At 46.0% G+C, this 26,616-nt stretch carries 25 protein-coding genes; 22 read left to right on the top strand and 3 right to left on the bottom strand.

The window, feature by feature from the left end; genetic code table 11:
• The first annotated feature begins 6 nt into the window (after nucleotides 1–6).
• From folD to spo0A, 10 genes are all read left to right on the top strand, one after another.
• Nucleotides 7–858, top strand: coding sequence for a bifunctional methylenetetrahydrofolate dehydrogenase/methenyltetrahydrofolate cyclohydrolase FolD (gene folD, locus NX903_RS11450; RefSeq protein WP_003230259.1), 852 nt, complete (start codon nucleotides 7–9; stop codon nucleotides 856–858).
• A gap of 137 nt (nucleotides 859–995) precedes the next feature.
• Nucleotides 996–2,342, top strand: coding sequence for an exodeoxyribonuclease VII large subunit (xseA, locus tag NX903_RS11445; RefSeq protein ID WP_086344066.1), 1,347 nt, complete (start codon nucleotides 996–998; stop codon nucleotides 2,340–2,342).
• On the top strand, nucleotides 2,339–2,593 hold the full coding sequence (locus NX903_RS11440; protein ID WP_003226409.1) for an exodeoxyribonuclease VII small subunit: 255 nt from the start codon (nucleotides 2,339–2,341) through the stop codon (nucleotides 2,591–2,593). Before xseA ends, NX903_RS11440 begins: the two co-directional genes overlap by 4 nt.
• Nucleotides 2,583–3,473, top strand: a complete 891-nt coding sequence (locus NX903_RS11435; protein ID WP_086344065.1) for a polyprenyl synthetase family protein — start codon at nucleotides 2,583–2,585, stop codon at nucleotides 3,471–3,473. The genes NX903_RS11440 and NX903_RS11435 overlap by 11 nt, the downstream gene beginning before the upstream one ends.
• Nucleotides 3,474–3,647: 174 nt before the next feature.
• Nucleotides 3,648–5,549 (top strand): 1-deoxy-D-xylulose-5-phosphate synthase, encoded by a 1,902-nt coding sequence (dxs, locus tag NX903_RS11430; RefSeq protein ID WP_003245985.1) that lies wholly within the window; start codon nucleotides 3,648–3,650, stop codon nucleotides 5,547–5,549.
• On the top strand, nucleotides 5,546–6,391 hold the full coding sequence (locus NX903_RS11425; protein ID WP_003230264.1) for a TlyA family RNA methyltransferase: 846 nt from the start codon (nucleotides 5,546–5,548) through the stop codon (nucleotides 6,389–6,391). The genes dxs and NX903_RS11425 overlap by 4 nt, the downstream gene beginning before the upstream one ends.
• A 97-nt stretch (nucleotides 6,392–6,488) precedes the next feature.
• Entirely contained in the window at nucleotides 6,489–6,938 is a 450-nt protein-coding gene (gene argR, locus NX903_RS11420; protein ID WP_003230265.1) for an arginine repressor ArgR, read from the top strand.
• Nucleotides 6,939–6,974: 36 nt separating this feature from the next.
• Nucleotides 6,975–8,705 carry a DNA repair protein RecN gene (gene recN, locus NX903_RS11415; protein ID WP_086344064.1) on the top strand — a complete coding sequence of 577 codons (1,731 nt, stop codon included), beginning with the start codon at nucleotides 6,975–6,977 and terminating at the stop codon, nucleotides 8,703–8,705.
• 174 nt (nucleotides 8,706–8,879) lie between these two features.
• The gene (gene spoIVB / locus NX903_RS11410) at nucleotides 8,880–10,160 is read left to right on the top strand and encodes a SpoIVB peptidase (RefSeq protein ID WP_086344063.1); all 1,281 of its coding nucleotides are present in this window, start codon (nucleotides 8,880–8,882) and stop codon (nucleotides 10,158–10,160) included.
• A gap of 275 nt (nucleotides 10,161–10,435) precedes the next feature.
• A complete protein-coding gene (gene spo0A, locus NX903_RS11405) occupies nucleotides 10,436–11,239 on the top strand; it encodes a sporulation transcription factor Spo0A (protein ID WP_003226427.1) in 804 nt (267 codons plus the stop codon).
• 465 nt (nucleotides 11,240–11,704) lie between these two features.
• On the opposite strand, the gene NX903_RS11400 is transcribed toward spo0A, so the two are convergent.
• Nucleotides 11,705–12,823 (bottom strand): NADH-dependent flavin oxidoreductase, encoded by a 1,119-nt coding sequence (locus NX903_RS11400; RefSeq protein WP_086344062.1) that lies wholly within the window; start codon nucleotides 12,821–12,823, stop codon nucleotides 11,705–11,707.
• A 72-nt stretch (nucleotides 12,824–12,895) separates the two neighbouring features.
• Nucleotides 12,896–13,048, bottom strand: a complete 153-nt coding sequence (locus NX903_RS11395) for a hypothetical protein (RefSeq protein WP_130572550.1) — start codon at nucleotides 13,046–13,048, stop codon at nucleotides 12,896–12,898.
• Nucleotides 13,049–13,355: 307 nt separating this feature from the next.
• On the opposite strand from NX903_RS11395, the gene NX903_RS11390 reads away from it, so the two are divergent.
• The 9 genes from NX903_RS11390 to prpB all read left to right on the top strand — a co-directional run bounded on the left by NX903_RS11390 (nucleotide 13,356) and on the right by prpB (nucleotide 21,972).
• A complete protein-coding gene (locus NX903_RS11390) occupies nucleotides 13,356–13,652 on the top strand; it encodes a hypothetical protein (RefSeq protein WP_086344612.1) in 297 nt (98 codons plus the stop codon).
• 19 nt (nucleotides 13,653–13,671) lie between these two features.
• Nucleotides 13,672–14,292 (top strand): N-acetylmuramoyl-L-alanine amidase family protein, encoded by a 621-nt coding sequence (locus NX903_RS11385; RefSeq protein ID WP_010886565.1) that lies wholly within the window; start codon nucleotides 13,672–13,674, stop codon nucleotides 14,290–14,292.
• A 78-nt stretch (nucleotides 14,293–14,370) separates the two neighbouring features.
• On the top strand, nucleotides 14,371–15,102 hold the full coding sequence (locus tag NX903_RS11380; RefSeq protein ID WP_086344061.1) for a glycerophosphodiester phosphodiesterase: 732 nt from the start codon (nucleotides 14,371–14,373) through the stop codon (nucleotides 15,100–15,102).
• A gap of 126 nt (nucleotides 15,103–15,228) precedes the next feature.
• The gene (locus NX903_RS11375; protein WP_086344060.1) at nucleotides 15,229–16,410 is read left to right on the top strand and encodes an acetyl-CoA C-acetyltransferase; all 1,182 of its coding nucleotides are present in this window, start codon (nucleotides 15,229–15,231) and stop codon (nucleotides 16,408–16,410) included.
• Nucleotides 16,411–16,434: 24 nt separating this feature from the next.
• Nucleotides 16,435–17,298 carry a 3-hydroxybutyryl-CoA dehydrogenase gene (locus tag NX903_RS11370; RefSeq protein WP_086344059.1) on the top strand — a complete coding sequence of 288 codons (864 nt, stop codon included), beginning with the start codon at nucleotides 16,435–16,437 and terminating at the stop codon, nucleotides 17,296–17,298.
• A 27-nt stretch (nucleotides 17,299–17,325) separates the two neighbouring features.
• Nucleotides 17,326–18,465, top strand: a complete 1,140-nt coding sequence (locus NX903_RS11365) for an acyl-CoA dehydrogenase (RefSeq protein ID WP_086344058.1) — start codon at nucleotides 17,326–17,328, stop codon at nucleotides 18,463–18,465.
• A gap of 33 nt (nucleotides 18,466–18,498) precedes the next feature.
• Nucleotides 18,499–19,617 carry a citrate synthase gene (gene mmgD / locus NX903_RS11360; RefSeq protein WP_086344057.1) on the top strand — a complete coding sequence of 373 codons (1,119 nt, stop codon included), beginning with the start codon at nucleotides 18,499–18,501 and terminating at the stop codon, nucleotides 19,615–19,617.
• 14 nt (nucleotides 19,618–19,631) lie between these two features.
• The gene (locus NX903_RS11355) at nucleotides 19,632–21,050 is read left to right on the top strand and encodes a bifunctional 2-methylcitrate dehydratase/aconitate hydratase (RefSeq protein WP_086344056.1); all 1,419 of its coding nucleotides are present in this window, start codon (nucleotides 19,632–19,634) and stop codon (nucleotides 21,048–21,050) included.
• Nucleotides 21,051–21,066: 16 nt separating this feature from the next.
• Complete coding sequence (gene prpB, locus NX903_RS11350) at nucleotides 21,067–21,972, top strand: methylisocitrate lyase (RefSeq protein ID WP_086344055.1); 906 nt, start codon at nucleotides 21,067–21,069, stop codon at nucleotides 21,970–21,972.
• Between the two features lie 41 nt (nucleotides 21,973–22,013).
• Here the strand turns inward: prpB and NX903_RS11345 are convergent, their stop codons facing one another.
• Nucleotides 22,014–22,250, bottom strand: a complete 237-nt coding sequence (locus NX903_RS11345) for a DUF2627 domain-containing protein (RefSeq protein ID WP_003230304.1) — start codon at nucleotides 22,248–22,250, stop codon at nucleotides 22,014–22,016.
• A gap of 152 nt (nucleotides 22,251–22,402) precedes the next feature.
• On the opposite strand from NX903_RS11345, the gene NX903_RS11340 reads away from it, so the two are divergent.
• From NX903_RS11340 to bcd, 3 genes are all read left to right on the top strand, one after another.
• Nucleotides 22,403–24,481 (top strand): sigma-54 interaction domain-containing protein, encoded by a 2,079-nt coding sequence (locus tag NX903_RS11340; protein WP_029946442.1) that lies wholly within the window; start codon nucleotides 22,403–22,405, stop codon nucleotides 24,479–24,481.
• A 124-nt stretch (nucleotides 24,482–24,605) separates the two neighbouring features.
• A complete protein-coding gene (gene yqiS / locus NX903_RS11335) occupies nucleotides 24,606–25,505 on the top strand; it encodes a phosphate butyryltransferase (protein WP_042976465.1) in 900 nt (299 codons plus the stop codon).
• An 11-nt stretch (nucleotides 25,506–25,516) separates the two neighbouring features.
• Nucleotides 25,517–26,611 carry a branched-chain amino acid dehydrogenase gene (gene bcd / locus NX903_RS11330; protein WP_003230309.1) on the top strand — a complete coding sequence of 365 codons (1,095 nt, stop codon included), beginning with the start codon at nucleotides 25,517–25,519 and terminating at the stop codon, nucleotides 26,609–26,611.
• The last annotated feature ends 5 nt before the right edge of the window (nucleotides 26,612–26,616 follow it).

Genomic DNA, 26,616 nt, shown 5'->3' with positions numbered 1-26,616 from the left:
AAGAAAATGACTGCAACAATCATCGACGGAAAAGAAACGGCTAGAGAAAAACGCGAACAATTGGCAAAAGAGGTAGAAGAGCTTAAAAAGCAAGGCGTCACTCCCGGACTGGCGGTTATTTTGATTGGAGATGATCCTGCTTCTCACTCTTACGTGCGAGGAAAGAAAAAAGCGGCAGAAACAATGGGAATGAATTTCAAGCTCGATCAATTTGACAGCAGCCTCACAGAAGCTGAACTGCTTTCCATTATTGATCAATATAACCAAGACCCTGAGTTTCATGGCATTCTCGTTCAGCTTCCGCTCCCAGACCATATTTCTGAAAAAGCGGTGATCGAACGTATCTCCCCTGATAAAGATGTAGACGGTTTTCATCCGTTAAACGTAGGGAAAATGCTGCTTGGCGAAGATACGTTTCTTCCTTGCACGCCTCATGGAATTGTTGAGCTTTTGAAGAAAACCAATATTGACCTTTCCGGTAAAGAGGTTGTTGTAGTCGGCCGAAGCAACATTGTCGGCAAACCTGTCGGCCAGCTTTTATTAAATGAAAACGCGACGGTTACTTACTGTCATTCAAGAACAGAAAATATTACTGAACATACGAAAAAAGCGGACATCCTGGTGGTGGCAGTCGGCAGAGCCAACTTCATCAGTGCAGACCAGATCAAAGAGGGCGCTGTTGTCATTGACGTCGGCGTTAACCGTCTGGAAAACGGAAAGCTTTGCGGAGACGTTGAATTTGAAGGGGCAAAGGAAAAAGCGTCCTTCATCACGCCGGTTCCGGGCGGAGTAGGTCCGATGACCATCACGATGCTTGCGCATAATACTGTTAAATCTGCGAAACGTACGTTATCATAGATAATTGGAGATATTCACAGGCGAAATGTTTACCCGCCTTGAATATGAGCACGATACCCGCTTCTTCAGGCTCCTAAAGCCAGGGCGGGTTTTCTTTAGTTATGGTGCAGGAATGCTTAGGAGAGGAGTTTTTAGACATGGGTGAAGCAGCGTATGTGACCGTCTCAGCGCTGACAAAGTATATAAAACGAAAATTCGATGTAGATCCTCACCTTGAAAATATTTGGATTAAAGGCGAATTGTCGAATGTAAAGATACACACACGAGGGCATATTTATTTCACTTTAAAAGACGAAAACGCAAGAATGCAGTCGGTGATGTTCGCGAGACAAAGCGAGCGTCTGCCTTTTAAACCTGAAAACGGAATGAAAGTGCTGGTAAGAGGCGGAATTTCCGTATATGAACCGAGCGGAAACTATCAATTATATGCCAAAGAAATGCAGCCTGACGGGGTTGGAGCGCTTTATTTAGCGTACGAAGAATTAAAAAAGAAGCTTGCCGGAGAAGGTTTATTTGACGACCGCTACAAAAAACAAATCCCCGCATTTCCAGCCACAATCGGTGTTGTGACATCTCCAACGGGTGCCGCTGTCAGAGACGTTATTACAACTCTAAAAAGAAGATATCCCCTTGTAAAAGTCATTGTTCTTCCAGCGCTCGTACAAGGTGAAAATGCGAGCAGATCCATCGTTACGCGCATTGAAGAGGCAAATGAAAAAGAGATTTGCGACGTATTAATTGTCGGGAGAGGCGGCGGTTCGATAGAAGAACTGTGGGCATTCAATGAAGAAATTGTAGCGCGCGCCATCTTTGCTTCCAATATTCCGATTATATCGGCAGTCGGACATGAGACGGATTTTACGATCAGTGATTTTGTCGCCGATATCAGAGCCGCGACGCCGACAGGAGCAGCTGAGATTGCTGTGCCTCATACCACTGATTTAATCGAACGGACAAAAACAGTGGAAGTCAGAATGACAAGAGCGATGCAGCAGCATCTCGGCCAGAAAAAAGAACGAATTCAAACGCTGCAATCGTCCTATGCCTTTCGTTTTCCAAAGCGTTTGTATGCGCAAAAAGAGCAGCAGTTTGACCTCGCGTACCAGCAGTTTCAAGCACAGCTGACCGCTCTTTTAGATCGGAAAAGCAGACAGCTGGAGCGTGAAACGTACAGATTAGAGGCACTGCATCCTCATGAACAGCTGAAACAAGCGAGAACACGATACCAGGAACAAACAAATCAGCTGAGAAAAAATATGAATATCCAAATGAAGCAGCTGCATTCCCAATTTCAAACCGTTCTTGGCAAGCTGAATGCACTAAGTCCTCTTCAAGTGATGGAAAGAGGATACAGCTTGGCTTATAAAGAAGATAAACTCATTAAAAGTGTCAGTCAGATAGAAGAGCAGGACCGGCTTGAAGTCAAGCTGAAGGATGGCGTGCTGACCTGTGAAGTATTAGAAAAGAGAGGGGAAGAAAAATGACAGACGTGAAAAAAAATGAAAACATGACATTTGAAGAAGCGATGAAAGGGCTTGAGAGCATTGTATCAAAGCTTGAAGAGGGAGATGTGCCTCTAGAGCAAGCCATTAACTATTTCCAAGAAGGCATGGCTCTGTCAAAAATGTGCCATGAAAAGCTGCAAAAAGTCGAAAAGCAAATGGACTTCATTTTAAAAGAAGACGGCGAACTGGCACCTTTCAGTGTTCAGGAGGAAGACGAAGGTGACAAATAAATTAACGAGCTTTCTGGCGGACCGGAAAAAAACAATTGAAAATCAGCTTTCTGTCTATACTGAAAAGCTTGATATGCCGGACTCATTAAAGAAATCTATGCTGTATTCTCTAGAGGCCGGCGGAAAGCGGCTGCGGCCTCTGATTGTACTGGCTGTTTTAAACGCATATGGAAAAAGCGAAAAAGACGGCATTCCGGTGGGCTGTGCTGTCGAAATGATTCACACGTATTCGTTAATTCATGATGATCTTCCATGCATGGATGATGACGATTTGCGCCGCGGGAAGCCGACAAACCATAAAGTGTTTGGTGAAGCGACGGCAGTATTAGCGGGTGACGGGCTGCTCACAGAAAGCTTTAAGCTGATTACCTCCCACGTGTCAGACGAGGTGTCAGCAGAAAAGCGCCTGCGGCTTGTGGATGAACTGATTTCAGCGGCAGGCACCGAAGGCATGGTCGGGGGGCAAGTAGCTGATATGGAAGCGGAAAACCGACAAGTCACGCTTGAAGAGCTCGAATCCATTCATGAACGGAAAACTGCCAAGCTTCTTGGCTTTTGTGTAATCGCAGGTGCTATTTTGGCTGATGCGCCTGAGGAAGACATTGAAACACTGCGTACCTTCAGCAGCCACATTGGAATCGGATTTCAAATCAGAGACGATATTTTAGATTTAGAAGGCAGTGAAGAGAAAATCGGCAAACGTGTCGGCTCGGATACCACAAATGACAAATCGACATACCCGTCACTTCTTTCATTGGAAGGGGCCAAACATAAATTGGATGTTCATATAAAAGAGGCGAAGCGATTGATCGGCGGACTCTCTCTTCAAAAAGACCTTTTATATGAGCTTTGTGATTTAATTGCGGCAAGAGATCACTAAAACGATCCTAATTTGAAGCGGCTGCACGAGATATGGTAAAATGTAAGCAGTTTATATGAAAAATGAAAAGGAAAAGCGCGTTTGTCTTTTTTTATGTCTGAGATTATTGTCAGCTCGGCATGCAAAAGACATGTATCATTGCAGAAATTCATGCTGAAAGTGAGTTGATCCGCTTTGGATCTTTTATCAATACAGGACCCGTCGTTTTTAAAAAACATGTCCATTGATGAATTAGAGAAATTAAGTGATGAAATCCGTCAGTTTTTAATTACCAGTTTATCCGCTTCCGGCGGCCACATCGGCCCAAACTTAGGTGTCGTAGAGCTTACTGTTGCCCTGCATAAGGAATTTAACAGCCCGAAAGACAAATTTTTATGGGATGTAGGCCATCAGTCGTATGTCCATAAGCTGCTGACAGGACGCGGAAAAGAATTTGCGACGCTTCGCCAGTACAAAGGGCTTTGCGGATTTCCAAAGCGAAGTGAAAGCGAGCACGATGTTTGGGAAACCGGGCACAGCTCGACTTCTCTGTCAGGCGCGATGGGAATGGCAGCTGCCCGTGATATTAAAGGAACGGATGAATATATTATTCCGATCATTGGTGACGGCGCGCTGACCGGCGGTATGGCGCTCGAAGCCCTTAACCACATCGGCGACGAGAAAAAAGACATGATTGTCATCCTTAATGATAATGAAATGAGTATTGCGCCAAATGTCGGTGCCATTCACTCTATGCTCGGACGGCTCCGTACTGCGGGGAAATACCAGTGGGTGAAAGATGAGCTTGAATACTTATTTAAAAAGATTCCGGCAGTTGGGGGCAAGCTTGCCGCCACGGCGGAACGGGTCAAAGACAGCCTGAAATACATGCTCGTCTCCGGAATGTTTTTCGAGGAGCTCGGTTTTACGTATTTGGGCCCGGTGGACGGACATTCTTATCATGAGCTGATTGAGAATCTTCAATACGCCAAAAAAACGAAAGGCCCTGTTCTTCTGCACGTCATCACGAAAAAAGGGAAGGGGTACAAACCGGCTGAGACCGATACGATTGGGACATGGCATGGTACCGGACCATATAAAATTAATACCGGTGACTTTGTAAAGCCGAAAGCCGCAGCTCCTTCGTGGAGCGGTCTTGTCAGCGGAACTGTGCAGCGAATGGCGCGCGAGGACGGACGCATTGTAGCCATTACGCCGGCTATGCCTGTCGGTTCAAAGCTTGAAGGCTTCGCAAAGGAATTCCCTGACCGGATGTTCGACGTAGGAATCGCAGAACAGCATGCCGCAACGATGGCGGCAGCTATGGCGATGCAGGGGATGAAGCCGTTTTTGGCGATTTACTCAACCTTCCTGCAAAGGGCATATGACCAAGTTGTCCATGACATCTGCCGCCAAAACGCCAATGTGTTTATTGGAATTGACCGTGCAGGACTCGTTGGCGCTGATGGAGAGACACATCAAGGCGTGTTTGATATTGCGTTTATGCGCCACATTCCAAACATGGTCTTAATGATGCCGAAAGACGAAAATGAAGGCCAGCACATGGTTCATACAGCACTTAGCTATGACGAAGGCCCGATAGCGATGCGTTTTCCGCGAGGAAACGGACTCGGCGTAAAAATGGATGAACAGTTGAAAACGATTCCGATCGGTACGTGGGAGGTGCTGCGTCCGGGGAACGATGCTGTCATCTTAACATTCGGCACAACAATCGAAATGGCGATTGAAGCAGCCGAAGAGCTGCAGAAAGAAGGCCTTTCCGTGCGCGTTGTGAATGCGCGTTTTATTAAGCCGATTGATGAAAAGATGATGAAGAGTATCCTAAAAGAAGGCTTGCCAATTTTAACAATTGAAGAAGCGGTCTTAGAAGGCGGTTTCGGAAGCTCGATTTTAGAATTCGCTCATGATCAAGGTGAATATCATACTCCGATCGACAGAATGGGTATACCTGATCGGTTTATTGAACACGGAAGCGTAACGGCGCTTCTTGAGGAAATTGGACTGACAAAACAGCAGGTGGCAAATCGTATTAGATTACTGATGCCGCCAAAGACACACAAAGGAATTGGATCATGACGTCAAAGAAAGAACGATTAGATGTATTATTAGTGGAAAGAGGGCTGGCGGAAACGCGTGAAAAAGCCAAAAGAGCCATTATGGCGGGGATCGTCTACTCAAACGAAAACCGCTTGGACAAGCCTGGAGAAAAAATTGACCGCGACCTTCCGTTAACCGTCAAAGGAAACCCGCTGAGGTATGTGAGCAGGGGCGGCTTAAAGCTCGAAAAAGCGTTGAAAGAGTTTCCCGTCTCTGTCAAAGATAAAATTATGATTGATATTGGCTCCTCCACCGGCGGTTTTACGGACTGCGCTTTGCAAAATGGAGCTAAACAGTCATACGCTGTGGATGTAGGCTATAATCAGCTTGCGTGGAAGCTTAGACAGGATGAACGGGTCGTCGTGATGGAACGGACGAACTTTCGTTATGCAACACCGGCAGACTTTACAAAGGGCATGCCGGAGTTTGCCACAATTGATGTGTCCTTTATTTCACTGCGGCTCATCCTGCCTGTCCTAAGGACTTTGCTCGTACCGGGCAGCGACTGCATGGCTCTAGTTAAGCCTCAGTTTGAAGCGGGACGGGAATCCGTCGGCAAAAAAGGGATTGTCAGAGATCCTAAAGTGCATGCTGATGTGCTCAAGCGAATGATCAGTTTTTCTGCCGCTGAAGGCTATATCTGTAAAGGCTTGTCATTTTCTCCAATCACGGGAGGAGACGGAAATATTGAGTTTCTCCTTCATTTGCATTGGCCGGGAGAGGGACAGGAAGGCCAGGAGCTGCCGGAAGAAGAGATCATGCGTGTTGTAGAAGAAGCACATAAGACGTTAAAAGAAAAAAAAGCAGATGTACCGGAATAATAGGGCGCTATTATTCCTTTTTTCTGCATTCATGTACAATGTGCAGAGAATCATATAACATAAAAGAACAGATAAGCTTGGAAATAGAGGTGCTTACATGAACAAAGGCCAGAGGCATATTAAAATCAGAGAGATCATTACAAGCAATGAAATCGAAACGCAGGATGAATTGGTCGACATGCTAAAGCAGGATGGATACAAAGTAACGCAAGCCACGGTATCACGGGATATTAAAGAACTTCACCTTGTAAAAGTGCCTACAAACAATGGTTCTTACAAATACAGTCTTCCGGCGGACCAGCGTTTCAATCCGCTGTCTAAGCTAAAGCGGGCATTGATGGACGCATTTGTGAAAATAGACTCAGCAAGCCATATGATTGTGCTGAAAACGATGCCGGGCAATGCCCAGGCAATCGGGGCGCTGATGGACAATTTGGACTGGGATGAAATGATGGGGACCATTTGCGGGGATGATACGATTTTAATTATTTGCCGGACTCCTGAAGATACAGAAGGCGTAAAAAACAGGCTCCTTGAACTGCTGTAACAGAAAATCTAACAAAGATAAGAGGTGTAATGCTGTTTGTTAGCTGAACTATCGATTAAAAACTTTGCCATTATTGAGGAACTGACGGTTTCTTTTGAACGCGGGCTTACGGTTTTAACAGGAGAAACCGGAGCCGGCAAATCCATCATCATAGATGCCATTTCTCTTTTAGTCGGAGGCCGCGGATCATCTGAATTTGTTAGATATGGGGAAGCAAAAGCCGAACTTGAAGGGCTGTTTCTGTTGGAGAGCGGCCATCCTGTTTTAGGCGTATGCGCTGAGCAGGGAATCGACGTTTCAGACGAAATGATCGTCATGAGAAGGGATATCAGCACGAGCGGGAAAAGCGTTTGCCGTGTCAATGGCAAGCTTGTCACGATTGCTTCGCTAAGAGAGATCGGCAGGCTTTTATTAGATATTCACGGGCAGCACGATAACCAGCTGTTAATGGAAGACGAAAATCATCTCCAGCTTTTGGACAAGTTTGCCGGGGCCGAAGTGGAAAGCGCGCTCAAAACGTATCAGGAAGGGTACCAGCGGTATATGAAGCTGCTCAAAAAGCTTAAGCAGCTTTCTGAAAGCGAACAGGAAATGGCCCATCGCCTTGATCTTATTCAATTTCAGCTCGAAGAAATCGAATCGGCAAAGCTTGAGCTTAACGAAGATGAACAGCTCCAAGAAGAGCGCCAGCAAATTTCAAACTTTGAGAAGATATATGAATCGCTGCAAAATGCATATAACGCGCTTCGCAGTGAGCAGGGCGGATTGGACTGGGTTGGAATGGCATCATCGCAGCTTGAAGATATATCTGATATAAACGAACCGCTGAAAAAAATGTCTGAAAGTGTTTCGAACTCCTACTATTTGCTTGAGGATGCCACATTTCAGATGAGAAATATGCTGGATGAGCTTGAATTTGATCCGGAACGCCTGAACTATATTGAGACGCGACTTAATGAAATCAAACAGCTGAAACGAAAATACGGTGCCACTGTTGAAGACATTTTGGAATATGCTTCTAAAATTGAAGAAGAGATTGACCAAATTGAAAACAGGGACAGCCACCTTCAAAGCTTGAAAAAGGAGCTTGACTCCGTCGGCAAAGATGTCGCAGTGGAAGCGGCAAATGTGTCACAAATCCGAAAAACATGGGCGAAAAAGCTGGCTGATGAGATTCATCGGGAATTAAAAAGCCTGTACATGGAAAAATCAACTTTTGATACGGAATTTAAGGTCAGAACAGCGTCACGCAATGAAGAGGCGCCGCTTGTAAACGGCCAGCCCGTTCAGCTGACTGAACAAGGGATTGACCTGGTGAAGTTTTTAATTTCAACCAATACAGGCGAGCCGCTGAAATCCCTTTCGAAAGTCGCTTCAGGTGGAGAGCTGTCACGGGTGATGCTTGCCATAAAAAGCATTTTTTCCTCACAACAGGATGTGACATCGATCATTTTTGATGAGGTTGATACCGGTGTAAGCGGCAGGGTCGCACAGGCAATTGCTGAGAAGATCCATAAGGTGTCAATAGGATCACAAGTGCTGTGCATTACACACCTGCCTCAGGTGGCTGCCATGGCCGATACGCATCTTTATATTGCGAAGGAGTTAAAAGACGGCAGAACGACGACACGTGTCAAGCCGCTGTCTAAGCAGGAAAAGGTAGCGGAAATCGGGCGCATGATTGCAGGTGTCGAAGTAACCGACTTAACGAAACGCCATGCGAAAGAACTTTTAAAACAAGCGGATCAAGTCAAAACAACTGGGTAAGCTGCGCGAGAAGCGCAGCTTATTTTTTTCGTGCACATCCATTCGTTCATCAGTATATCCAATGTTTTTCTTCATATGACAGTTATAAATAAGCCGTCAGAAGGCAAAATTAAATGATGTAGCAGCAAGTCATAAAGAAGGTGTGGGATAGGAGCGAGGAGAGTGAAGTAGTGAATGCCCGATAACATTAGAAAAGCAGTAGGTTTAATTCTCCTTGTTTCGTTATTAAGTGTAGGTTTATGCAAACCGCTAAAAGAATATTTACTGATTCCAACGCAAATGAGAGTATTTGAAACCCAAACACACGCGATTGAAACGAGTTTATCGGTAAACGCTCAGACATCAGAATCCTCAGAAGCGTTTACAGTAAAGAAAGATCCGCATGAAATCAAGGTGACGGGCAAAAAATCAGGTGAGTCAGAATTAGTATATGATCTTGCCGGATTTCCAATTAAAAAAACAAAAGTGCATGTTCTTCCTGATTTAAAGGTTATACCTGGCGGACAATCAATCGGTGTAAAACTTCATTCCGTCGGTGTTCTTGTCGTCGGATTTCATCAAATCAATACAAGTGAAGGCAAAAAATCTCCGGGAGAAACGGCCGGAATTGAAGCGGGCGACATCATTATTGAGATGAATGGACAGAAAATTGAAAAAATGAATGATGTAGCCCCATTTATTCAAAAGGCTGGGAAAACTGGTGAATCTTTAGACTTACTGATCAAACGTGACAAACAGAAAATCAAAACGAAGCTGATCCCAGAAAAGGATGAAGGAGAAGGCAAATACAGAATCGGGTTATATATCAGAGATTCTGCTGCCGGCATCGGCACTATGACCTTTTATGAACCGAAAACAAAAAAATACGGAGCACTTGGCCACGTGATTTCCGATATGGACACAAAGAAACCAATTGTAGTGGAGAATGGAGAAATTGTTAAATCCACTGTAACATCAATTGAAAAAGGGACAGGCGGTAATCCGGGAGAAAAACTGGCGCGATTTTCCTCAGAACGCAAAACGATCGGGGATATTAACAGAAACAGCCCATTTGGAATTTTTGGCACGCTGCATCAGCCGATTCAAAACAACATATCAGATCAAGCATTGCCGGTTGCGTTTTCTACCGAAGTCAAAAAAGGGCCGGCTGAAATTTTAACCGTTATTGATGATGACAAAGTAGAAAAATTCGATATTGAAATCGTCAGCACAACGCCGCAAAAATTCCCTGCGACAAAAGGAATGGTGTTGAAAATTACCGATCCAAGGCTGTTGAAAGAAACAGGAGGCATCGTACAGGGGATGAGCGGAAGCCCGATTATTCAAAACGGAAAAGTGATCGGTGCTGTCACCCATGTATTTGTAAATGACCCGACAAGCGGCTACGGTGTTCATATTGAATGGATGCTGTCAGAAGCAGGAATCGATATTTACGGAAAAGAAAAAGCAAGCTGACTGCCGGAGTTTCCGGCAGTTTTTTTATTTTGATCCCTCTTCACTTCTCAGAATACATACGGTAAAATATACAAAAGAAGATTTTTCGACAAATTCACGTTTCCTTGTTTGTCAAATTTCATTTTTAGTCGAAAAACAGAGAAAAACATAGAATAACAAAGATATGCCACTAATATTGGTGATTATGATTTTTTTAGAGGGTATATAGCGGTTTTGTCGAATGTAAACATGTAGCAAGGGTGAATCCTGTTAACTACATTTGGGGAGGAAGAAACGTGGAGAAAATTAAAGTTTGTGTTGCTGATGATAATCGAGAGCTGGTAAGCCTGTTAAGTGAATATATAGAAGGACAGGAAGACATGGAAGTGATCGGCGTTGCTTATAACGGACAGGAATGCCTGTCGCTGTTTAAAGAAAAAGATCCCGATGTGCTCGTATTAGATATTATTATGCCGCATTTAGACGGACTTGCGGTTTTAGAGAGGCTGAGGGAATCAGATCTGAAAAAACAGCCGAATGTCATTATGCTGACAGCCTTTGGACAGGAAGATGTCACGAAAAAGGCCGTCGATTTAGGCGCGTCCTACTTTATTCTCAAACCGTTTGATATGGAAAACCTTGTCGGCCATATCCGCCAGGTCAGCGGAAATGCCAGCAGTGTGACGCATCGTGCGCCATCATCGCAAAGCAGTATTATACGCAGCAGCCAGCCTGAACCAAAGAAGAAAAATCTCGACGCGAGCATCACAAGCATTATCCATGAAATCGGCGTCCCAGCCCATATTAAAGGCTATCTCTATCTGCGCGAAGCAATCTCAATGGTATACAATGACATCGAATTGCTCGGCAGCATTACAAAAGTCCTCTATCCGGACATCGCCAAAAAATTCAACACAACCGCAAGCCGTGTAGAAAGAGCGATCCGCCATGCAATTGAAGTGGCATGGAGCAGAGGAAACATTGATTCCATTTCCTCGCTGTTCGGCTATACTGTCAGCATGACAAAAGCTAAACCGACAAATTCGGAATTCATTGCAATGGTTGCGGATAAGCTGAGATTAGAACATAAGGCTTCTTAAACATGAGCTTATTAAGTGGTCATTAAATCAAACGTCTTTTATTTATTAGTTTGCGCTGATAAATAGGAGGCGTTTTGTTTTGGGGACATTTGTTAGTATGGGAGAAGAATATTAAGTATCCGCGAATAGTAAAGGATAGGTTTGAAAAGTAAGGAAAGCTAATGGCGGTATTACCTGCACTCTTGGTCCATTCATACATCTTATAGGATCACGAAGCATGATCGATTCTAGATGTTTCCGTTATAAAATGAAACCTATCTCCTGCAAAATCGTAAGTAAGGCGTATTCATGTAAAAAGGAGACGTACGAATGAAAAAGAAAAAAGCAAGAAAGCATGACGGATTTTTCCTAGATTTTCTTTTCGAAGTAGGTGGGGAGCTCTTTCTTTTGCTGTTTAGATGTGTACACAAACTATTTATATAAAGGGAAAAAAGACTGCCGAATCGTTTCGGCAGTCTTTGCACATTAATCTTTATAAGGCACCCAGCCTGGCGTGTTCACAATTGCTTGCCATAGCGGTTCAGGCAAATGATATTTTTCTTTATCTGTGCCTTTGATCACTGTTTCGATTTGCTTTTCACGGCCTTCTTTTACTTTTACCGTCCAGTCAGGGTCAACTAGAATTTCGCGTCCCATAGCGACTAGCGGAATACCGTTTTCGATGACGGCAAGCGCGTTATCAGCGGAATGGATGGAACCGACGGCGATCAGCGGCACTTTGTTTCCGACACGTTCATTCAATAAGTCCATGCGTGTGCGAGTCGGATCTGCACCGCGGCGCGCTTTTGAGTTCACGTCCATCAGTGAGATATGAAGATAATCCAATTCTTTATCCCCTAAAGCATCAACAAGCGTATAAGTTTCAGTCATTGTCAATCCCGGTGTCTCAGGTTCTTCCGGAGACAGACGGTAGCCGACTAAGAACGCACCCTTCGCATGTTCTGAAGCGGCTTTTTTCACTTCATCGACAATAGCGAGCGGGAAGGCTAATCGTTTTTCATCGCTTCCTCCCCAGCGATCCGTGCGCTGATTGGTTTTCGGAGAATAAAACTGCTGAATTAAGTAGCCGTTTGCACCGTGAATTTCGACACCGTCAAAGCCGGCTTCAATGGCGCGTCTTGTCGCTTCTCCAAACGCCTTCACAATGTTTTCCACTTCTTCTTCTTTTAATGCGCGAGCAATTTGTTTGCCGTTATCAAACACGTCACTTGGCCCCACAACATCCTGTTGAGGAACGAGCTCAGACGGGCACTCAATACCGCCGTGATGAATTTGAACAACGGCTTTAGCGCCTTGTGCCTGAATGGCTTGTGCTAACTTTTTTAAACCTGGAATGTTGGAATCGTCATGGATGGCCGGCTGCCCGGGGAATGCTTTTCCGTCCGGTGTAACATTTGCGCAGGCTGTAATCACCATTCCCATCTCTTTTGAACGGGGGATGATGTAGTCGAGCTCCGCTTCAGATATTGTACCGTCTTCATTAGAAGCGTAATGAGTCATTGGTGCTACTGCGATCCGGTTGTCGATTGTAACGCCGCTTTTAAACGTAAATGGTTCAAACAGTGGCTTATACTTAGGATTCATTTGATCATCTTCTTTCGTTTGGATTCGCACATATTCTAGCCTATATGTAAAAATTAATGCAATTGATCTGCTTTACTGACTGAATATCTTGAGTACAGAGTGATGTTTTCGCCGCTCTTTTTCGGGGCCTTTGTAGCCGCCGCTCATTTGGTGGCCGATGGAGCATGTGATGACAGCTGCCGCCAGCAGCAGAACGAATTTTTTCATGGCTTTAACTTCTTTCAATAAAGTAAATATCCTTTAAAAGGTTACGCCTGGCTGACCCACCCGTCAAACGATTTGCTCACCCTATTCTCAAATTTTTTAAAATGAATAAAAAGTTGCTTCTTTCCGCTAATTTTTTCTAATTGGCGCCTCAATTAGAGCCATCCTCATAGACAAATCTGCTCGTTATCTTTCTAACAACAGGAAATGATCGGGTCGTATAGCCCTTTTGAAAATCATGGAACTTGCTCGCCTGCATTCGCGTTGTCTTTACAAATTCGCCATTCTGGTCAAAGATAAAAGCCAAACATCAGGAAGAGGTGGTCATGTGAAACAAACGGTTCTTTTGCTGTTTACTGCGCTCTTTCTTTCGGGGTGCAGTGTTGCAAGTGCGGATGACTCAGTGCCAAGGTTTACCGAAGAGGGAAAATACATTGGCTCGGCTGATCCTCATACGATTGCGGTTTCTCTTAATGGAGAAGAAACCATGATACAAGTTCCGAAGGATAAACGTAATGAATGTGAATCACTGCCAGATCAGACACATGTCCTGGTGAAATATACAAAGAAGGATAATGGAACTTTACAGCTGGAAGATATTCAGCTGCGAAAGAACTCGTCATAAAAAGACCGGAGGGAGTAAGTTGAGAATGTTATGGAGGAGCTTGGCGCTGTGCGGATTGGCTTTGACGCTCGCGCCTTGTGCACAGGCAGCAGAGCCGATAGAAGGGAAAACAGTGTATATTGATGCCGGACACGGCGGTGAAGACAGTGGAGCGGTCGGAAACGGGCTCTTTGAAAAGGATATTAATTTGGCTGTCTCAGAGCATGTGACGGACAAACTAAAAGAGGAGGGAGCCAATCCTGTTGCATCCCGGTCTGACGATCATTTTCTGACCTTGGAGGAAAGAGTGGCTAAGGCAAGTGCCAATCAGGCTGACCTTTTTGTCAGCATACATGTGAATTCCGGGGTTGCTTCAGCTTCAGGAACAGAAACGTATTTTCAATCTGATTATGAAGGGGAGAACAGCCGGCGTCTGGCATCCGATATTCAGTCACAGCTCGTTTCTTCCTTACAAACGAGAGACAGGGGCGTGAAAGAATCAGACTTTTACGTCATTACATATTCACAAATGCCAAGTGTGTTAGCGGAGCTTGGGTTTATCACTAACAGCTCTGACGCGGACAAGCTGGGAAGTGAAGAATACCAGCAAAAGGCCGCAGATGCGATTGTCAACGGCATTGATTCTTATTATGATCAGTAGATTGATACAGCCTTAATCCTAGAGTGGAGCCGACAAAATAAGTATAATGGAGAAAACTTTAGGGTTTGAGGTGAAACGATGACAAAGATTTTTGCCCACCGGGGGGCATCAGGTCAATTTCCCGAAAATACAATGCTTGCATTTGAAAAAGGAATTGAAGCCGGAGCGGATGGGATAGAGCTTGATGTACAGCTGACGAAAGACGGACGCATTGTTGTGATTCATGATGAAAGACTTAATCGCACGACATCACTTAAAGGATTCGTGAAGGATACAACCTATGATGAGGTAAAGACTGCGAATGCGGCCGCTGGTCACGATCAAGCGTACAGCGATATAAAAGTGCCGCTGCTAGAAGATGTACTCTCGTGGACGGTAAAAAAGGATTTTCTCATCAACATTGAATTAAAAAACAGCGTGATCCGCTATGAGGGAATGGAAGAAAAAGTGCTGGAGGCAGTGAAGCGATTCAATGTAGAGGACAGAGTCATCCTATCCACCTTTAATCATGACAGCTTGGCGCTATGCGCCCGGCTTGCGCCGCATATCGAACGTGCAGTATTAACTTCAGATGTGCTTTATCAGGCAGATCGATATATCGCGTCTATTCCGGCTTCCGGCTATCACCCGAAGCTAAACAGCCCAGGGGTCACAGATGAAGTGCTGAAGAAAATGAGGAACAGTTCGATTAAGGTAAGGCCGTATACAGTTAATCGTCCGGAAGATATGAAGCGTCTCATTGAAGCGGGAGCAGACGGCATGTTTACCGACTTTCCAGAAAAGGCTTCGGCATTGCTGAAAAATGAATAGTTGTTAGAAGGAGGCTGTTTGACGCAGCCTTCTTTTTTCATTCATTCATGCCCGTTTCAAAGCATACATTCATAGAAGACAACTAGAAATTGTAAGCGCTGTCTATCTTCTGAATGAGGTGAAACCATGAGGAAAACAGTCATTGTAAGTGCTGCAAGAACGCCATTTGGCAAATTTGGCGGAGTATTGAAAGAGGTGAAAGCTGCTGAGCTTGGGGGCATTGTGATGAAGGAGGCGCTGCAACGGGCTGGAGTCTCTGGAGATGATGTAGAAGGAAACGTCATGGGCATGGTTGTCCAGGCCGGCTCAGGGCAGATACCTTCCCGTCAAGCTGCCCGTCTGGCGGGAATGCCTTGGAGTGTGCCGTCAGAAACACTGAATAAAGTCTGTGCTTCCGGCCTTCGCGCTGTCACTTTATGTGATCAAATGATTCGGGCGCAGGATGCGGACATACTTGTTGCGGGGGGGATGGAAAGCATGAGCAATATTCCGTATGCCGTTCCCGCCGGGCGCTGGGGAGCACGGATGGGGGACGGCGAGCTTAGGGACTTAATGGTGTATGACGGATTAACGTGCGCATTTGACGAGGTGCACATGGCTGTTCACGGAAATACAGCGGCCAAGGAATTTACAATCTCACGAAGAGAGCAGGACGAATGGGCGTTGAGAAGTCATGCAAGGGCAGCTAAGGCAGCCGATGAAGGGAAGTTTCAGGATGAAATTGTTCCCGTCAACTGGATCGGCCGAAAAGGGAAACCAAACGTTGTTGATAAAGATGAAGCGATTCGCCGTGACACAAGTCTGGATCAGCTCGCGAAACTTGCTCCGATTTATGCAAGTGACGGTTCTATCACAGCCGGCAATGCTCCCGGGGTCAATGACGGAGCCGGCGCGTTCGTGCTGATGTCTGAGGAAAAAGCTGCTGAGCTTGGCAAACGGCCTCTGGCTACAATTCTTGGTTTTTCAACTACGGGAATGCCAGCGCATGAGCTGGCGGCAGCGCCGGGGTTTGCCATTAACAAGCTCCTGAAAAAGAACGGTTTAACTGTCCAAGATATTGACTTGTTTGAAGTAAATGAAGCTTTTGCTTCAGTTGTTTTGACATGTGAAAAAATCGTAGGTTTCGATCTTGAAAAAGTAAATGTGAATGGCGGTGCGATCGCGCTCGGCCACCCGATCGGCGCGAGCGGGGCGAGAATTCTCATGACGCTTGTTTATGAATTAAAGCGCCGGGGAGGGGGTCTGGGCGTTGCCGCTATTTGCAGCGGGGCAGCACAGGGAGACGCCGTCTTAGTGCAGGTTCATTAAAACATGATGAAAAAGGGGATTTGAATGGAAATCAAACAAATCATGGTAGCTGGCGCAGGTCAGATGGGAAGCGGAATTGCTCAAACAGCTGCCGGCGCGGGCTTTTATGTGCGGATGTATGATGTGAATCCAGAGGCCGCTGAGGCAGGATTGAAACGGCTGAAGAAACAGCTGGCCCGTGATGCTGAGAAAGGAAAAAGGACCGAGACGGAAGCGAAGAGCGTAATCAGCCGCATTTCGATTTCTCAAACGCTTGAGGAGGCAGAGCATGCGGACATTGTGATTGAGGCTATCGCAGAAAACATGGCGGCAAAAACTGAGATGTTTAAAACACTTGATCGCATTTGCCCGCCTCATACGATTTTGGCCAGCAATACATCTTCCTTGCCTATTACAGAAATCGCTGCTGTAACAAACCGGCCTCAACGGGTTATTGGCATGCATTTTATGAATCCCGTTCCTGTAATGAAGCTGGTTGAAGTGATTCGCGGCTTAGCTACATCAGAAGAAACGGCCTTAGATGTTATGGCATTAGCGGAAAAGATGGGGAAAACAGCGGTAGAAGTCAATGATTTTCCTGGGTTTGTTTCCAACCGTGTGCTTCTTCCAATGATTAATGAAGCCATCTATTGCGTGTATGAGGGAGTGGCGAAGCCGGAGGCAATAGATGAAGTGATGAAGCTGGGCATGAATCATCCGATGGGTCCGCTTGCATTAGCGGATTTTATCGGACTGGATACGTGTTTATCAATTATGGAAGTCCTTCACTCAGGCCTTGGCGATTCCAAATACCGTCCTTGCCCGCTGCTCCGCAAGTATGTCAAAGCAGGCTGGCTTGGCAAAAAGAGCGGACGCGGTTTTTATGACTATGAGGAGAGGACTTCCTGAAGTCTATTCCATCCGGGGGTGGCCGAGTTGCATGTAACCCAAGAGCAAGTCATGATGCGAAAAATGGTGCGTGATTTTGCACGAAAAGAAATTGCTCCCGCTGCGGAAATCATGGAGAAAACGGACGAATTTCCCTTTCAGCTGATCAAAAAAATGGGTGAACACGGCCTGATGGGAATACCGGTGCCGGAACAATACGGCGGTGCCGGAGCGGACGTTGTTTCTTATATTTTGGCAATTCATGAGATTTCTAGAATCAGCGCGGCTGTCGGCGTGATTCTCTCCGTTCATACCTCAGTCGGCACAAATCCGATTCTGTATTTCGGCAACGAAGAACAGAAGATGAAATATATACCAAAGCTCGCGTCAGGAGACCATTTGGGCGCATTTGCACTAACGGAGCCTCACTCGGGGTCGGATGCTGGGAGCCTCCGCACAACAGCAATCAAAAAGAACGGCAAATATCTATTAAACGGATCGAAAATATTCATAACGAATGGCGGAGCAGCTGATATCTATATCACATTTGCTTTAACAGCTCCAGATCAAGGCAGGTACGGGATTTCGGCTTTTATTGTTGAAAAAAACACACCCGGTTTTACCGTTGGAAAAAAAGAAAGAAAGCTGGGGCTTTATGGCTCCAATACTACGGAACTGATTTTTGATAATGCAGAAGTGCCTGAAGCCAATTTGCTTGGCAAAGAGGGTGATGGCTTTCACATTGCGATGGCGAATTTAAATGTCGGCCGGATCGGCATTGCGGCACAGGCCCTCGGAATTGCAGAGGCGGCTCTTGAGCATGCCGTTAATTATGCGAAGCAGCGAGTGCAATTTGGAAGGCCGATTGCAGCCAATCAAGGCATATCATTTAAGCTGGCTGACATGGCGACTAGGGCAGAGGCGGCAAGGCATCTTGTCTACCACGCCGCAGACCTTCATAACCGCGGCCTAAATTGTGGAAAAGAAGCGTCTATGGCTAAACAATTTGCTTCCGATGCAGCCGTGAAGGCAGCGTTAGACGCCGTTCAAATTTATGGAGGATATGGCTATATGAAGGATTATCCAGTTGAGCGCTTGCTTCGCGATGCAAAGGTGACGCAAATCTATGAAGGGACGAATGAGATTCAAAGACTGATTATTTCCAAGTATTTGCTTGGCGGAACCTGATAGACAAAAAACGCAAAAACGGAGGTTGAGGATATGGAGGAGAAACAGCAATATTCTCCAGGGTTGGACGGTGTGATTGCGGCAGAAACTCATATTTCTTATCTTGACACCCAGTCCAGCCAGATTTTGATACGAGGCTATGATTTAATAGAACTTTCTGAAACAAAAAGCTATCTGGAGCTTGTCCATTTATTGCTGGAGGGCAGGCTGCCAGAAGAAAGTGAAATGGAGACGCTGGAACGTAAAATAAACAGTGCCTCAAGCCTGCCTGCTGATCATCTCCGTCTGCTTGAGCTGCTCCCTGAGGGCACTCATCCAATGGATAGTCTGCGTACCGGCCTGTCGGCACTTGCTGGCTATGATCGGCAAATTGATGATCGGTCTCCTTCCGCAAACAAAGAACGCGCCTATCAGCTTCTTGGGAAAATGCCTGCCCTCACTGCTGCCAGCTACAGGATCATTAATAAAAAAGAGCCGATTCTTCCGCTTCATACCCTATCCTACAGTGCGAATTTTCTATACATGATGACAGGGAAATTGCCGTCTTCATTGGAAGAACAGATTTTTGACCGGTCGCTCGTCCTGTACAGTGAGCATGAGATGCCGAATTCAACATTTGCGGCCAGGGTCATTGCATCTACACATTCAGATCTTTATGGGGCTTTGACTGGGGCTGTCGCTTCCCTGAAAGGGAATCTTCACGGAGGAGCAAACGAAGCTGTGATGTATTTGCTTTTGGAGGCAAAAACGACATCTGATTTTGAGCAGCTTCTGCAAACAAAACTGAAAAGAAAAGAAAAAATCATGGGCTTCGGCCACCGGGTGTATATGAAAAAAATGGACCCGAGAGCACTCATGATGAAAGAGGCGCTGCAGCAATTATGCGATAAAGCCGGTGACTATCGTTTATATGAGTTGTGTGAAGCGGGTGAGCGGCTGATGGAGAAGGAAAAAGGGCTTTACCCGAATTTGGATTACTATGCTGCCCCGGTGTATTGGATGCTCGGCATACCGATTCCTTTATATACGCCGGTCTTTTTCAGCGCGAGAACGTCCGGTTTATGCGCCCATGTGATCGAACAGCATGCCAATAATCGGCTCTTCCGTCCCCGTGTCAGTTACATGGGCCCGCGATATCAAACAAAACCATGAAAGGAACTGGTAGAATGCCGAAAACGGATCGTGTTATCGAAGAAATCACAGACTATGTGCTTGAAAAAGAGATTACAAGTGCCGAAGCGTATACAACAGCGGGGCATGTATTGCTGGATACCCTGGGCTGCGGGATCTTGGCGCTACGGTATCCGGAATGCACAAAGCTGCTTGGCCCGATTGTTCCAGGAACGACTGTGCCGAATGGAAGCAAAGTGCCGGGAACGTCATATGTTCTCGATCCTGTGAGGGCAGCGTTTAATATCGGCTGCATGATTCGCTGGCTCGATTACAACGATACGTGGCTGGCGGCGGAGTGGGGGCATCCGTCCGATAACTTGGGAGGGATCCTTGCCGCTGCTGATTATGTATCAAGAGTGAGGCTGTCTGAAGGAAAAGAGCCGTTAACAGTACGTGACGTACTTGAGATGATGATCAAAGCACACGAGATTCAAGGTGTGCTGGCGTTAGAAAACAGCTTAAATCGAGTTGGCCTTGACCATGTGCTGTTTGTCAAAGTTGCGACAACTGCTGTTGCGGCAAAGCTTTTGGGCGGCGGAAGAGAAGAAATCAAAAATGCGCTTTCGAATGCATGGATTGACAATGCAGCATTGAGGACATACCGCCATTCACCGAATACAGGCTCGCGTAAATCATGGGCGGCAGGAGATGCAACGAGCAGAGGTGTTCATTTGGCGCTGATGTCGTTAAAAGGGGAAATGGGTTATCCGACAGCCCTGAGTGCACCGGGTTGGGGGTTCCAAGACGTTTTATTCAATAAGAAAGAGATCGAGCTTGCCCGTCCGCTCGACGCTTATGTCATGGAAAATGTGTTATTTAAAGTGTCTTATCCTGCGGAATTTCACGCCCAGACAGCGGCGGAGTGCGCCGTCATTCTTCACCCGCAGGTAAAGAACCGGATTGATGAGATTGACCGAGTTGTCATCAGAACGCATGAATCCGCTATCCGAATCATTGATAAAAAAGGCCCGCTCCATAATCCGGCAGACCGTGATCACTGTCTCCAATACATTACAGCAATCGGTTTGCTTTTTGGTGATATCACCGCACAGCATTATGAAGCTGAAACAGCGAGTGATCCGAGAATAGATAAACTTCGTGATAAAATGGAAGTGACTGAAAATAAAACATATACCGAGGATTATTTGAAACCTGATAAACGTTCCATCTCAAATGCCGTTCAGGTTCATTTTAAAGACGGAACGAGCACGGAAATGGTGGAATGTGAGTTTCCCCTCGGCCATCGTTTTCGAAGAGAGGAAGCAGTGCCGAAACTGTTGGAAAAGTTTTCTGACAATCTCAAAACCCATTTTCCTGATAAACAGCACAAACACATTTATGAGCGCTGTACCAGCTATGAGACATTACAAACGATGCGCGTAAATGAATTCGTAGACATGTTCTGCATGTAAAAGGGGGATTTGTTTCATGTCGTGGATCGTCAATCAGCAATCGTCACAAGAGGAGCTTGCCGGGCGTTTCCGCAAGCTGATGTCAGCACCGGACATTCTTCAAATTCCCGGCGCCCATGACGGGATGGCCGCTTTGCTTGCGAAAGAAGCCGGTTTTTCTGCTATTTATTTGTCCGGTGCTGCCTATACAGCCAGCAGGGGGCTGCCTGATCTAGGGATCATCACATCGGCAGAGATAGCTGAACGGGCCAAAGATCTTGTGCGTGCAGCTGATCTGCCTCTGCTTGTGGATATCGATACGGGATTTGGCGGTGTCTTAAATGCCGCCCGAACAGCCCGGGAAATGCTTGAAGCCAGGGTAGCAGCCGTTCAAATAGAAGACCAGCAGCTCCCAAAAAAATGCGGACATTTAAATGGCAAGCAGCTAGTTCCGATCAAGGAAATGGCGCAAAAAATAAAAGCCATTAAACAAACGGCACCCTCCCTTATTGTTGTTGCCCGTACTGATGCCAGGGCGCAGGAAGGGCTTGATGCCGCAATAAAACGTTCAGAGGCTTACATTGAGGCGGGAGCGGACGCAATTTTCCCGGAAGCGCTACAGGCGGAGAATGAATTCCGCCAGTTTGCTGAGCGTATCTCCGTTCCGCTCCTTGCGAATATGACTGAATTTGGGAAAACGCCGTATTATCGTGCCGATGAATTCGAAGATATGGGGTTTCACATGGTGATATATCCTGTCACCTCGCTTCGAGCGGCGGCAAAAGCTTGTGAGCGGATGTTTGGTTTGATGAAGGAGCACGGCTCACAAAAAGAAGGAATTCATGATATGCAGACACGAAAAGAACTGTACGATACGATTTCTTATTATGACTATGAAGCGTTAGACAAAACGATTGCCAAGACCGTTTTGCCTGACGAATAATGCAACAAAAAAAGCCGGAGCATTCTCCGGCTTTTTTGAAGCTATCGTTTTCTGAATCGCGGGCTGACTTGATTGCGTTTTCTGTCTCTGTATAAAATGAACCCGGCCAGCACATAGAGGCCGATCGCAAAAAAGATGAATCCTGACAACCCTTGGAGCCAAAGAGCTGAAAATGGCTTGATTGTATGGCCGAAAAGTGTATCTCTCATCAGTTTAATGCCTAAAGCAGAAATAGCCCCGGGGATGACTAATATTAAAAGCGCAAGAAGTCGGCTCATCTTCAGAAAACCCCTTTATCTTTTCATTTCCTTTATTGTCCAGCGGAAAAAATATTTTGTCAAGAGAAGAAAACGTGGTAACATAGGGTTGTGCAAATTATTGCAACGGAATAAATAGGTGTGCAAATTTTTTCATACAAAGGGGTATCGGGATGCAAAAGGTACTGATAGTAGGTGCCGGCAAAAGGGGAACGGCGTTATTACATATTCTGATTAAAACAGCCATCATAGATATCATTGCCGTAGTTGACAAAGACCCCGAGGCGCCGGGATTGAAAGAAGCAGAACAGTATGGGATTGCCGTTTCATCTGATTGGAAACCTTACATACAACAACAACCGGATATCGTCATTCATACCACCGGCGATCAAGCCGTGTTTGACGAGCTCCTTCAAAGAAAGCATGAAGATACCATTGTCATGCCGGGAAAAATGGCATACATCGTTTTTCAGCTGATGGAAGAAAAGCAGCACCTGATTCAAATGCTAAAAGAGCAAACCTATAAATATGACAGAATTTTTAATTCGACCCATGATGGAATGATTTTTATTGATATCAATGAAGAAATCATTCTCTTTAACCATATGGCCGAAAAAATGGTTGGGAAAAAACGTGAGGAAGTCATTGGGCGCCCAATAAAAGAAGTGATTCCGAGCACTAAGATGCCGCGGATCTTAAAAACAAGAGTGCCTGAATACAACCAGAAGCAGCTGTTAGGCGATCATTTGCAAATTGTGACCACAAGGCTGCCGATTATTGATGAAGGCGGACGTCTGCTCGGGGCTCTTTGTGTGTTTAAAGATATCACTGATGCGGTCGAGCTGGCAGAGGAAGTGACCAACTTAAAGCAGGTCCGTACGATGCTGGAGGCAATTATTCAATCCTCCGATGAGGCGATTTCTGTCGTTGATGAAAACGGCATCGGCCTGCTAATCAATAAAGCGTATACGAAAATGACGGGGCTTTCTGAAAAAGAAGTCATCGGCAAGCCTGCAAACACTGATATTTCCGAAGGCGAAAGCATGCATTTAAAGGTGCTTGAAACAAGACGTCCTGTTCGCGGTGTCAGAATGAAGGTCGGCCCGAATGAAAAAGAGGTCATCGTTAATGTAGCACCGGTGATTGTGGATGGGATTTTGAAAGGCAGCGTCGGCGTGATTCACGATGTTTCCGAAATTAAAATGCTGACAGCGGAGCTTAATCGCGCCAGACAAATTATTCGCACGCTTGAAGCGAAATACACGTTTGACGACATTATCGGCAAAAGCGAGCAAATGCTGGTTGCGCTTGAGCAGGCGAAGCTCGGTGCGAAAACACCGGCAACCATCTTGCTGCGCGGGGAATCAGGAACAGGAAAAGAACTGTTCGCCCATGCCATCCATAACGAAAGTGACCGGAAATACAATAAATTTATTCGCGTGAATTGTGCAGCCCTTTCTGAAAACCTGCTCGAATCAGAATTGTTCGGCTATGAGGATGGCGCGTTTTCAGGAGCGAAGCGCGGCGGTAAAAAGGGTTTATTTGAGGAAGCAAATAACGGCAGTATTTTCTTAGATGAAATCGGTGAGCTGACACAAAATATGCAGGCCAAATTGCTACGCGTCCTTCAAGAAAAGGAAATCGTCAGAGTGGGCGGCACGAAAGCGATCCCTGTCAACGTCAGAGTGATCGCGGCGACAAATGTAAATATTGAAAAGGCGATGGCGGACGGAACGTTCCGGGAAGACCTGTATTACCGGATCAACCGCTATCCGATCTCCATCCCGCCTTTGCGTCAGCGGTTGGAGGACATTGAAGCACTGAGCGTCAGACTTATCCAAAAGATCAACCGGGATTACGGCAGGAATGTAAAAGGGCTCTCACAGCAAGCCTTGCGCGCCTTATCTGCCTACCATTGGCCTGGGAATGTCCGGGAGCTTGAAAATGTCCTTGGACGAGCCATGATTTTTCTGAATCCGCATATGGAATGGATTGAAAAAGATCACTTGCCTGTATTCGAACTTGAGCAAAAAGAAAATGACACAGACCAGGGAACAGGTTTTGATTTTCCGGATATTGAAGGCGAAAAGCTGTCTGTCGCAGTAGAAAAATTTGAAGCACATTTGATCCAGCAAACGCTTGAAAAGCATCATTTTAACCGGACAAAAACAGCAAAAGCTCTCGGTGTCAGCATTCGGAACTTATATTACAAAATGGATAAATATGGCCTTGCAAATGAAGGCATGCAATAATTTGCAGAATAAACGCAAACATCTGCACGAATGTTTCAATATACCTGGTATGACAGCACCCTTAAGAGCTGGCATGGAACTTGCATAAAAAAAGGCGGAGTCGAAACAAGAAAGGTGGTAACAGATGAAGCTGAAAGATTTAATCGGCAAAGCGTCGATACACAAAAATAAGACCATTGCGGTTGCTCACGCTGAGGATGAGGAAGTGATCCGGGCTGTAAAGTTGGCAGCCGAGCACCTATCCGCCCGTTTCTTGTTAACGGGCGACAGCACAAAACTGAACGAGCTGACATCATCCATGCAAGGGCATCAAGTGGAAATCGTCCATGCCGATACTCCTGAGGAATCGGCGAAATTAGCGGTTCGTGCTGTGCATCATAAAACAGCGGACGTTTTAATGAAAGGCAATGTGCCGACTTCTGTTTTGCTTAAAGCGGTATTGAACAGACAGGAGGGGCTTCGGTCAGCAAGTGTCCTTTCCCACGTGGCTGTCTTCGATATACCGGATTTTGACCGGCTGATGTTTGTGACAGATTCGGCAATGAATATTGCTCCTTCGCTGGAAGAGCTCCGGCAGATTTTGCAAAATGCCGTTCATGTGGCCCATGCAGTGGGGAACAATAAGCCAAAAGCAGCTGCCCTTGCAGCGGTCGAAACGGTGAACCCTAAGATGGAAGCGACCGTGAATGCAGCTGCTCTAGCTCAAATGTACAAAAGGGGCCAGATCAAAGGCTGCATTGTTGATGGACCGCTTGCTTTGGATAACGCAGTTTCTCAAATTGCCGCGGCCCAGAAAAAAATTTCGGGAGACGTAGCGGGCAACGCAGATATCCTTCTCGTCCCAACAATTGAGGCCGGCAATATTTTATACAAATCTCTGATTTATTTTGCCAAGGCCAGCGTGGCGGCTGTCATTACAGGAGCCAAAGCACCGATTGCCTTAACAAGCAGAGCGGACTCTGCTGAAAATAAACTGTATTCCATTGCGCTGGCAATATGCGCATCTGAAGAATACACACATTAGGAGGAACGAACATGGAACTTTTTAAATATATGGAGAAATACGATTACGAACAATTGGTATTCTGCCAGGATGAACAATCTGGATTAAAAGCGATTATCGCGATTCATGATACAACGCTTGGTCCGGCGCTTGGCGGAACGAGAATGTGGACATATGAAAATGAAGAAGCGGCAATTGAAGATGCGCTCAGATTGGCTAGAGGCATGACCTATAAGAACGCGGCGGCAGGCTTAAACCTTGGCGGCGGAAAAACAGTCATTATCGGCGATCCGCGCAAAGACAAAAATGAAGAAATGTTCCGCGCGTTTGGCCGCTATATTCAAGGGCTGAACGGCAGATACATCACGGCTGAAGATGTGGGCACAACGGTCGAGGATATGGATATCATTCATGATGAAACAGACTACGTTACAGGGATTTCTCCTGCTTTCGGCTCTTCTGGAAATCCGTCCCCAGTCACAGCGTACGGGGTGTACAGAGGAATGAAGGCAGCAGCTAAAGCTGCTTTCGGAACCGACTCTCTTGAAGGAAAAACCATTGCTGTACAGGGTGTTGGGAACGTAGCCTATAACCTTTGCCGCCACCTGCATGAAGAAGGAGCAAACTTAATCGTTACGGATATCAACAAACAATCTGTACAGCGTGCAGTTGAAGATTTTGGCGCCCGTGCGGTAGATCCTGATGATATTTATTCACAAGACTGCGATATTTATGCGCCGTGTGCCCTTGGTGCGACTATTAACGACGATACCATTAAACAGCTGAAGGCGAAAGTGATCGCAGGTGCGGCTAACAACCAATTAAAAGAGACACGCCATGGTGATCAAATTCACGAAATGGGCATCGTTTATGCACCGGATTACGTGATTAACGCGGGCGGTGTTATCAACGTGGCAGATGAGCTTTACGGCTATAATGCAGAACGTGCATTGAAAAAAGTTGAAGGCATTTACGGCAATATCGAGCGTGTACTAGAGATTTCTCAGCGTGACGGCATTCCTGCATATTTAGCGGCTGACCGCTTGGCAGAGGAACGTATTGAACGCATGCGCCGCTCAAGAAGCCAGTTTTTGCAAAACGGCCACAGTGTATTAAGCAGACGTTAAGAAAT

The organism is Bacillus sp. FSL R5-0576 (genome assembly GCF_038004765.1).
In the GTDB taxonomy this organism is placed as follows: Bacteria; Bacillota; Bacilli; order Bacillales; family Bacillaceae; genus Bacillus; species Bacillus subtilis.
The sequence above is the reverse complement of the archived record's forward strand: the minus strand, read 5'-3'. Positions and strand labels throughout refer to the sequence as shown.

What these genes read in the sequence shown, in the direction of transcription:
- folD (WP_003230259.1), top strand. Translation starts at nt 7, where the DNA reads ATGACTGCAACAATCATCGACGGAAAAGAAACGGCTAGAGAAAAACGC.
- xseA (WP_086344066.1), top strand. Translation starts at nt 996, where the DNA reads ATGGGTGAAGCAGCGTATGTGACCGTCTCAGCGCTGACAAAGTATATA.
- NX903_RS11440 (WP_003226409.1), top strand. Translation starts at nt 2,339, where the DNA reads ATGACAGACGTGAAAAAAAATGAAAACATGACATTTGAAGAAGCGATG.
- NX903_RS11425 (WP_003230264.1), top strand. Translation starts at nt 5,546, where the DNA reads ATGACGTCAAAGAAAGAACGATTAGATGTATTATTAGTGGAAAGAGGG.
- argR (WP_003230265.1), top strand. Translation starts at nt 6,489, where the DNA reads ATGAACAAAGGCCAGAGGCATATTAAAATCAGAGAGATCATTACAAGC.
- spoIVB (WP_086344063.1), top strand. Translation starts at nt 8,880, where the DNA reads ATGCCCGATAACATTAGAAAAGCAGTAGGTTTAATTCTCCTTGTTTCG.
- NX903_RS11400 (WP_086344062.1), bottom strand. Translation starts at nt 12,823, where the DNA reads ATGAATCCTAAGTATAAGCCACTGTTTGAACCATTTACGTTTAAAAGC.
- NX903_RS11380 (WP_086344061.1), top strand. Translation starts at nt 14,371, where the DNA reads ATGACAAAGATTTTTGCCCACCGGGGGGCATCAGGTCAATTTCCCGAA.
- NX903_RS11375 (WP_086344060.1), top strand. Translation starts at nt 15,229, where the DNA reads ATGAGGAAAACAGTCATTGTAAGTGCTGCAAGAACGCCATTTGGCAAA.
- NX903_RS11370 (WP_086344059.1), top strand. Translation starts at nt 16,435, where the DNA reads ATGGAAATCAAACAAATCATGGTAGCTGGCGCAGGTCAGATGGGAAGC.
- mmgD (WP_086344057.1), top strand. Translation starts at nt 18,499, where the DNA reads ATGGAGGAGAAACAGCAATATTCTCCAGGGTTGGACGGTGTGATTGCG.
- NX903_RS11355 (WP_086344056.1), top strand. Translation starts at nt 19,632, where the DNA reads ATGCCGAAAACGGATCGTGTTATCGAAGAAATCACAGACTATGTGCTT.
- prpB (WP_086344055.1), top strand. Translation starts at nt 21,067, where the DNA reads ATGTCGTGGATCGTCAATCAGCAATCGTCACAAGAGGAGCTTGCCGGG.
- NX903_RS11345 (WP_003230304.1), bottom strand. Translation starts at nt 22,250, where the DNA reads ATGAGCCGACTTCTTGCGCTTTTAATATTAGTCATCCCCGGGGCTATT.
- NX903_RS11340 (WP_029946442.1), top strand. Translation starts at nt 22,403, where the DNA reads ATGCAAAAGGTACTGATAGTAGGTGCCGGCAAAAGGGGAACGGCGTTA.
- yqiS (WP_042976465.1), top strand. Translation starts at nt 24,606, where the DNA reads ATGAAGCTGAAAGATTTAATCGGCAAAGCGTCGATACACAAAAATAAG.
- bcd (WP_003230309.1), top strand. Translation starts at nt 25,517, where the DNA reads ATGGAACTTTTTAAATATATGGAGAAATACGATTACGAACAATTGGTA.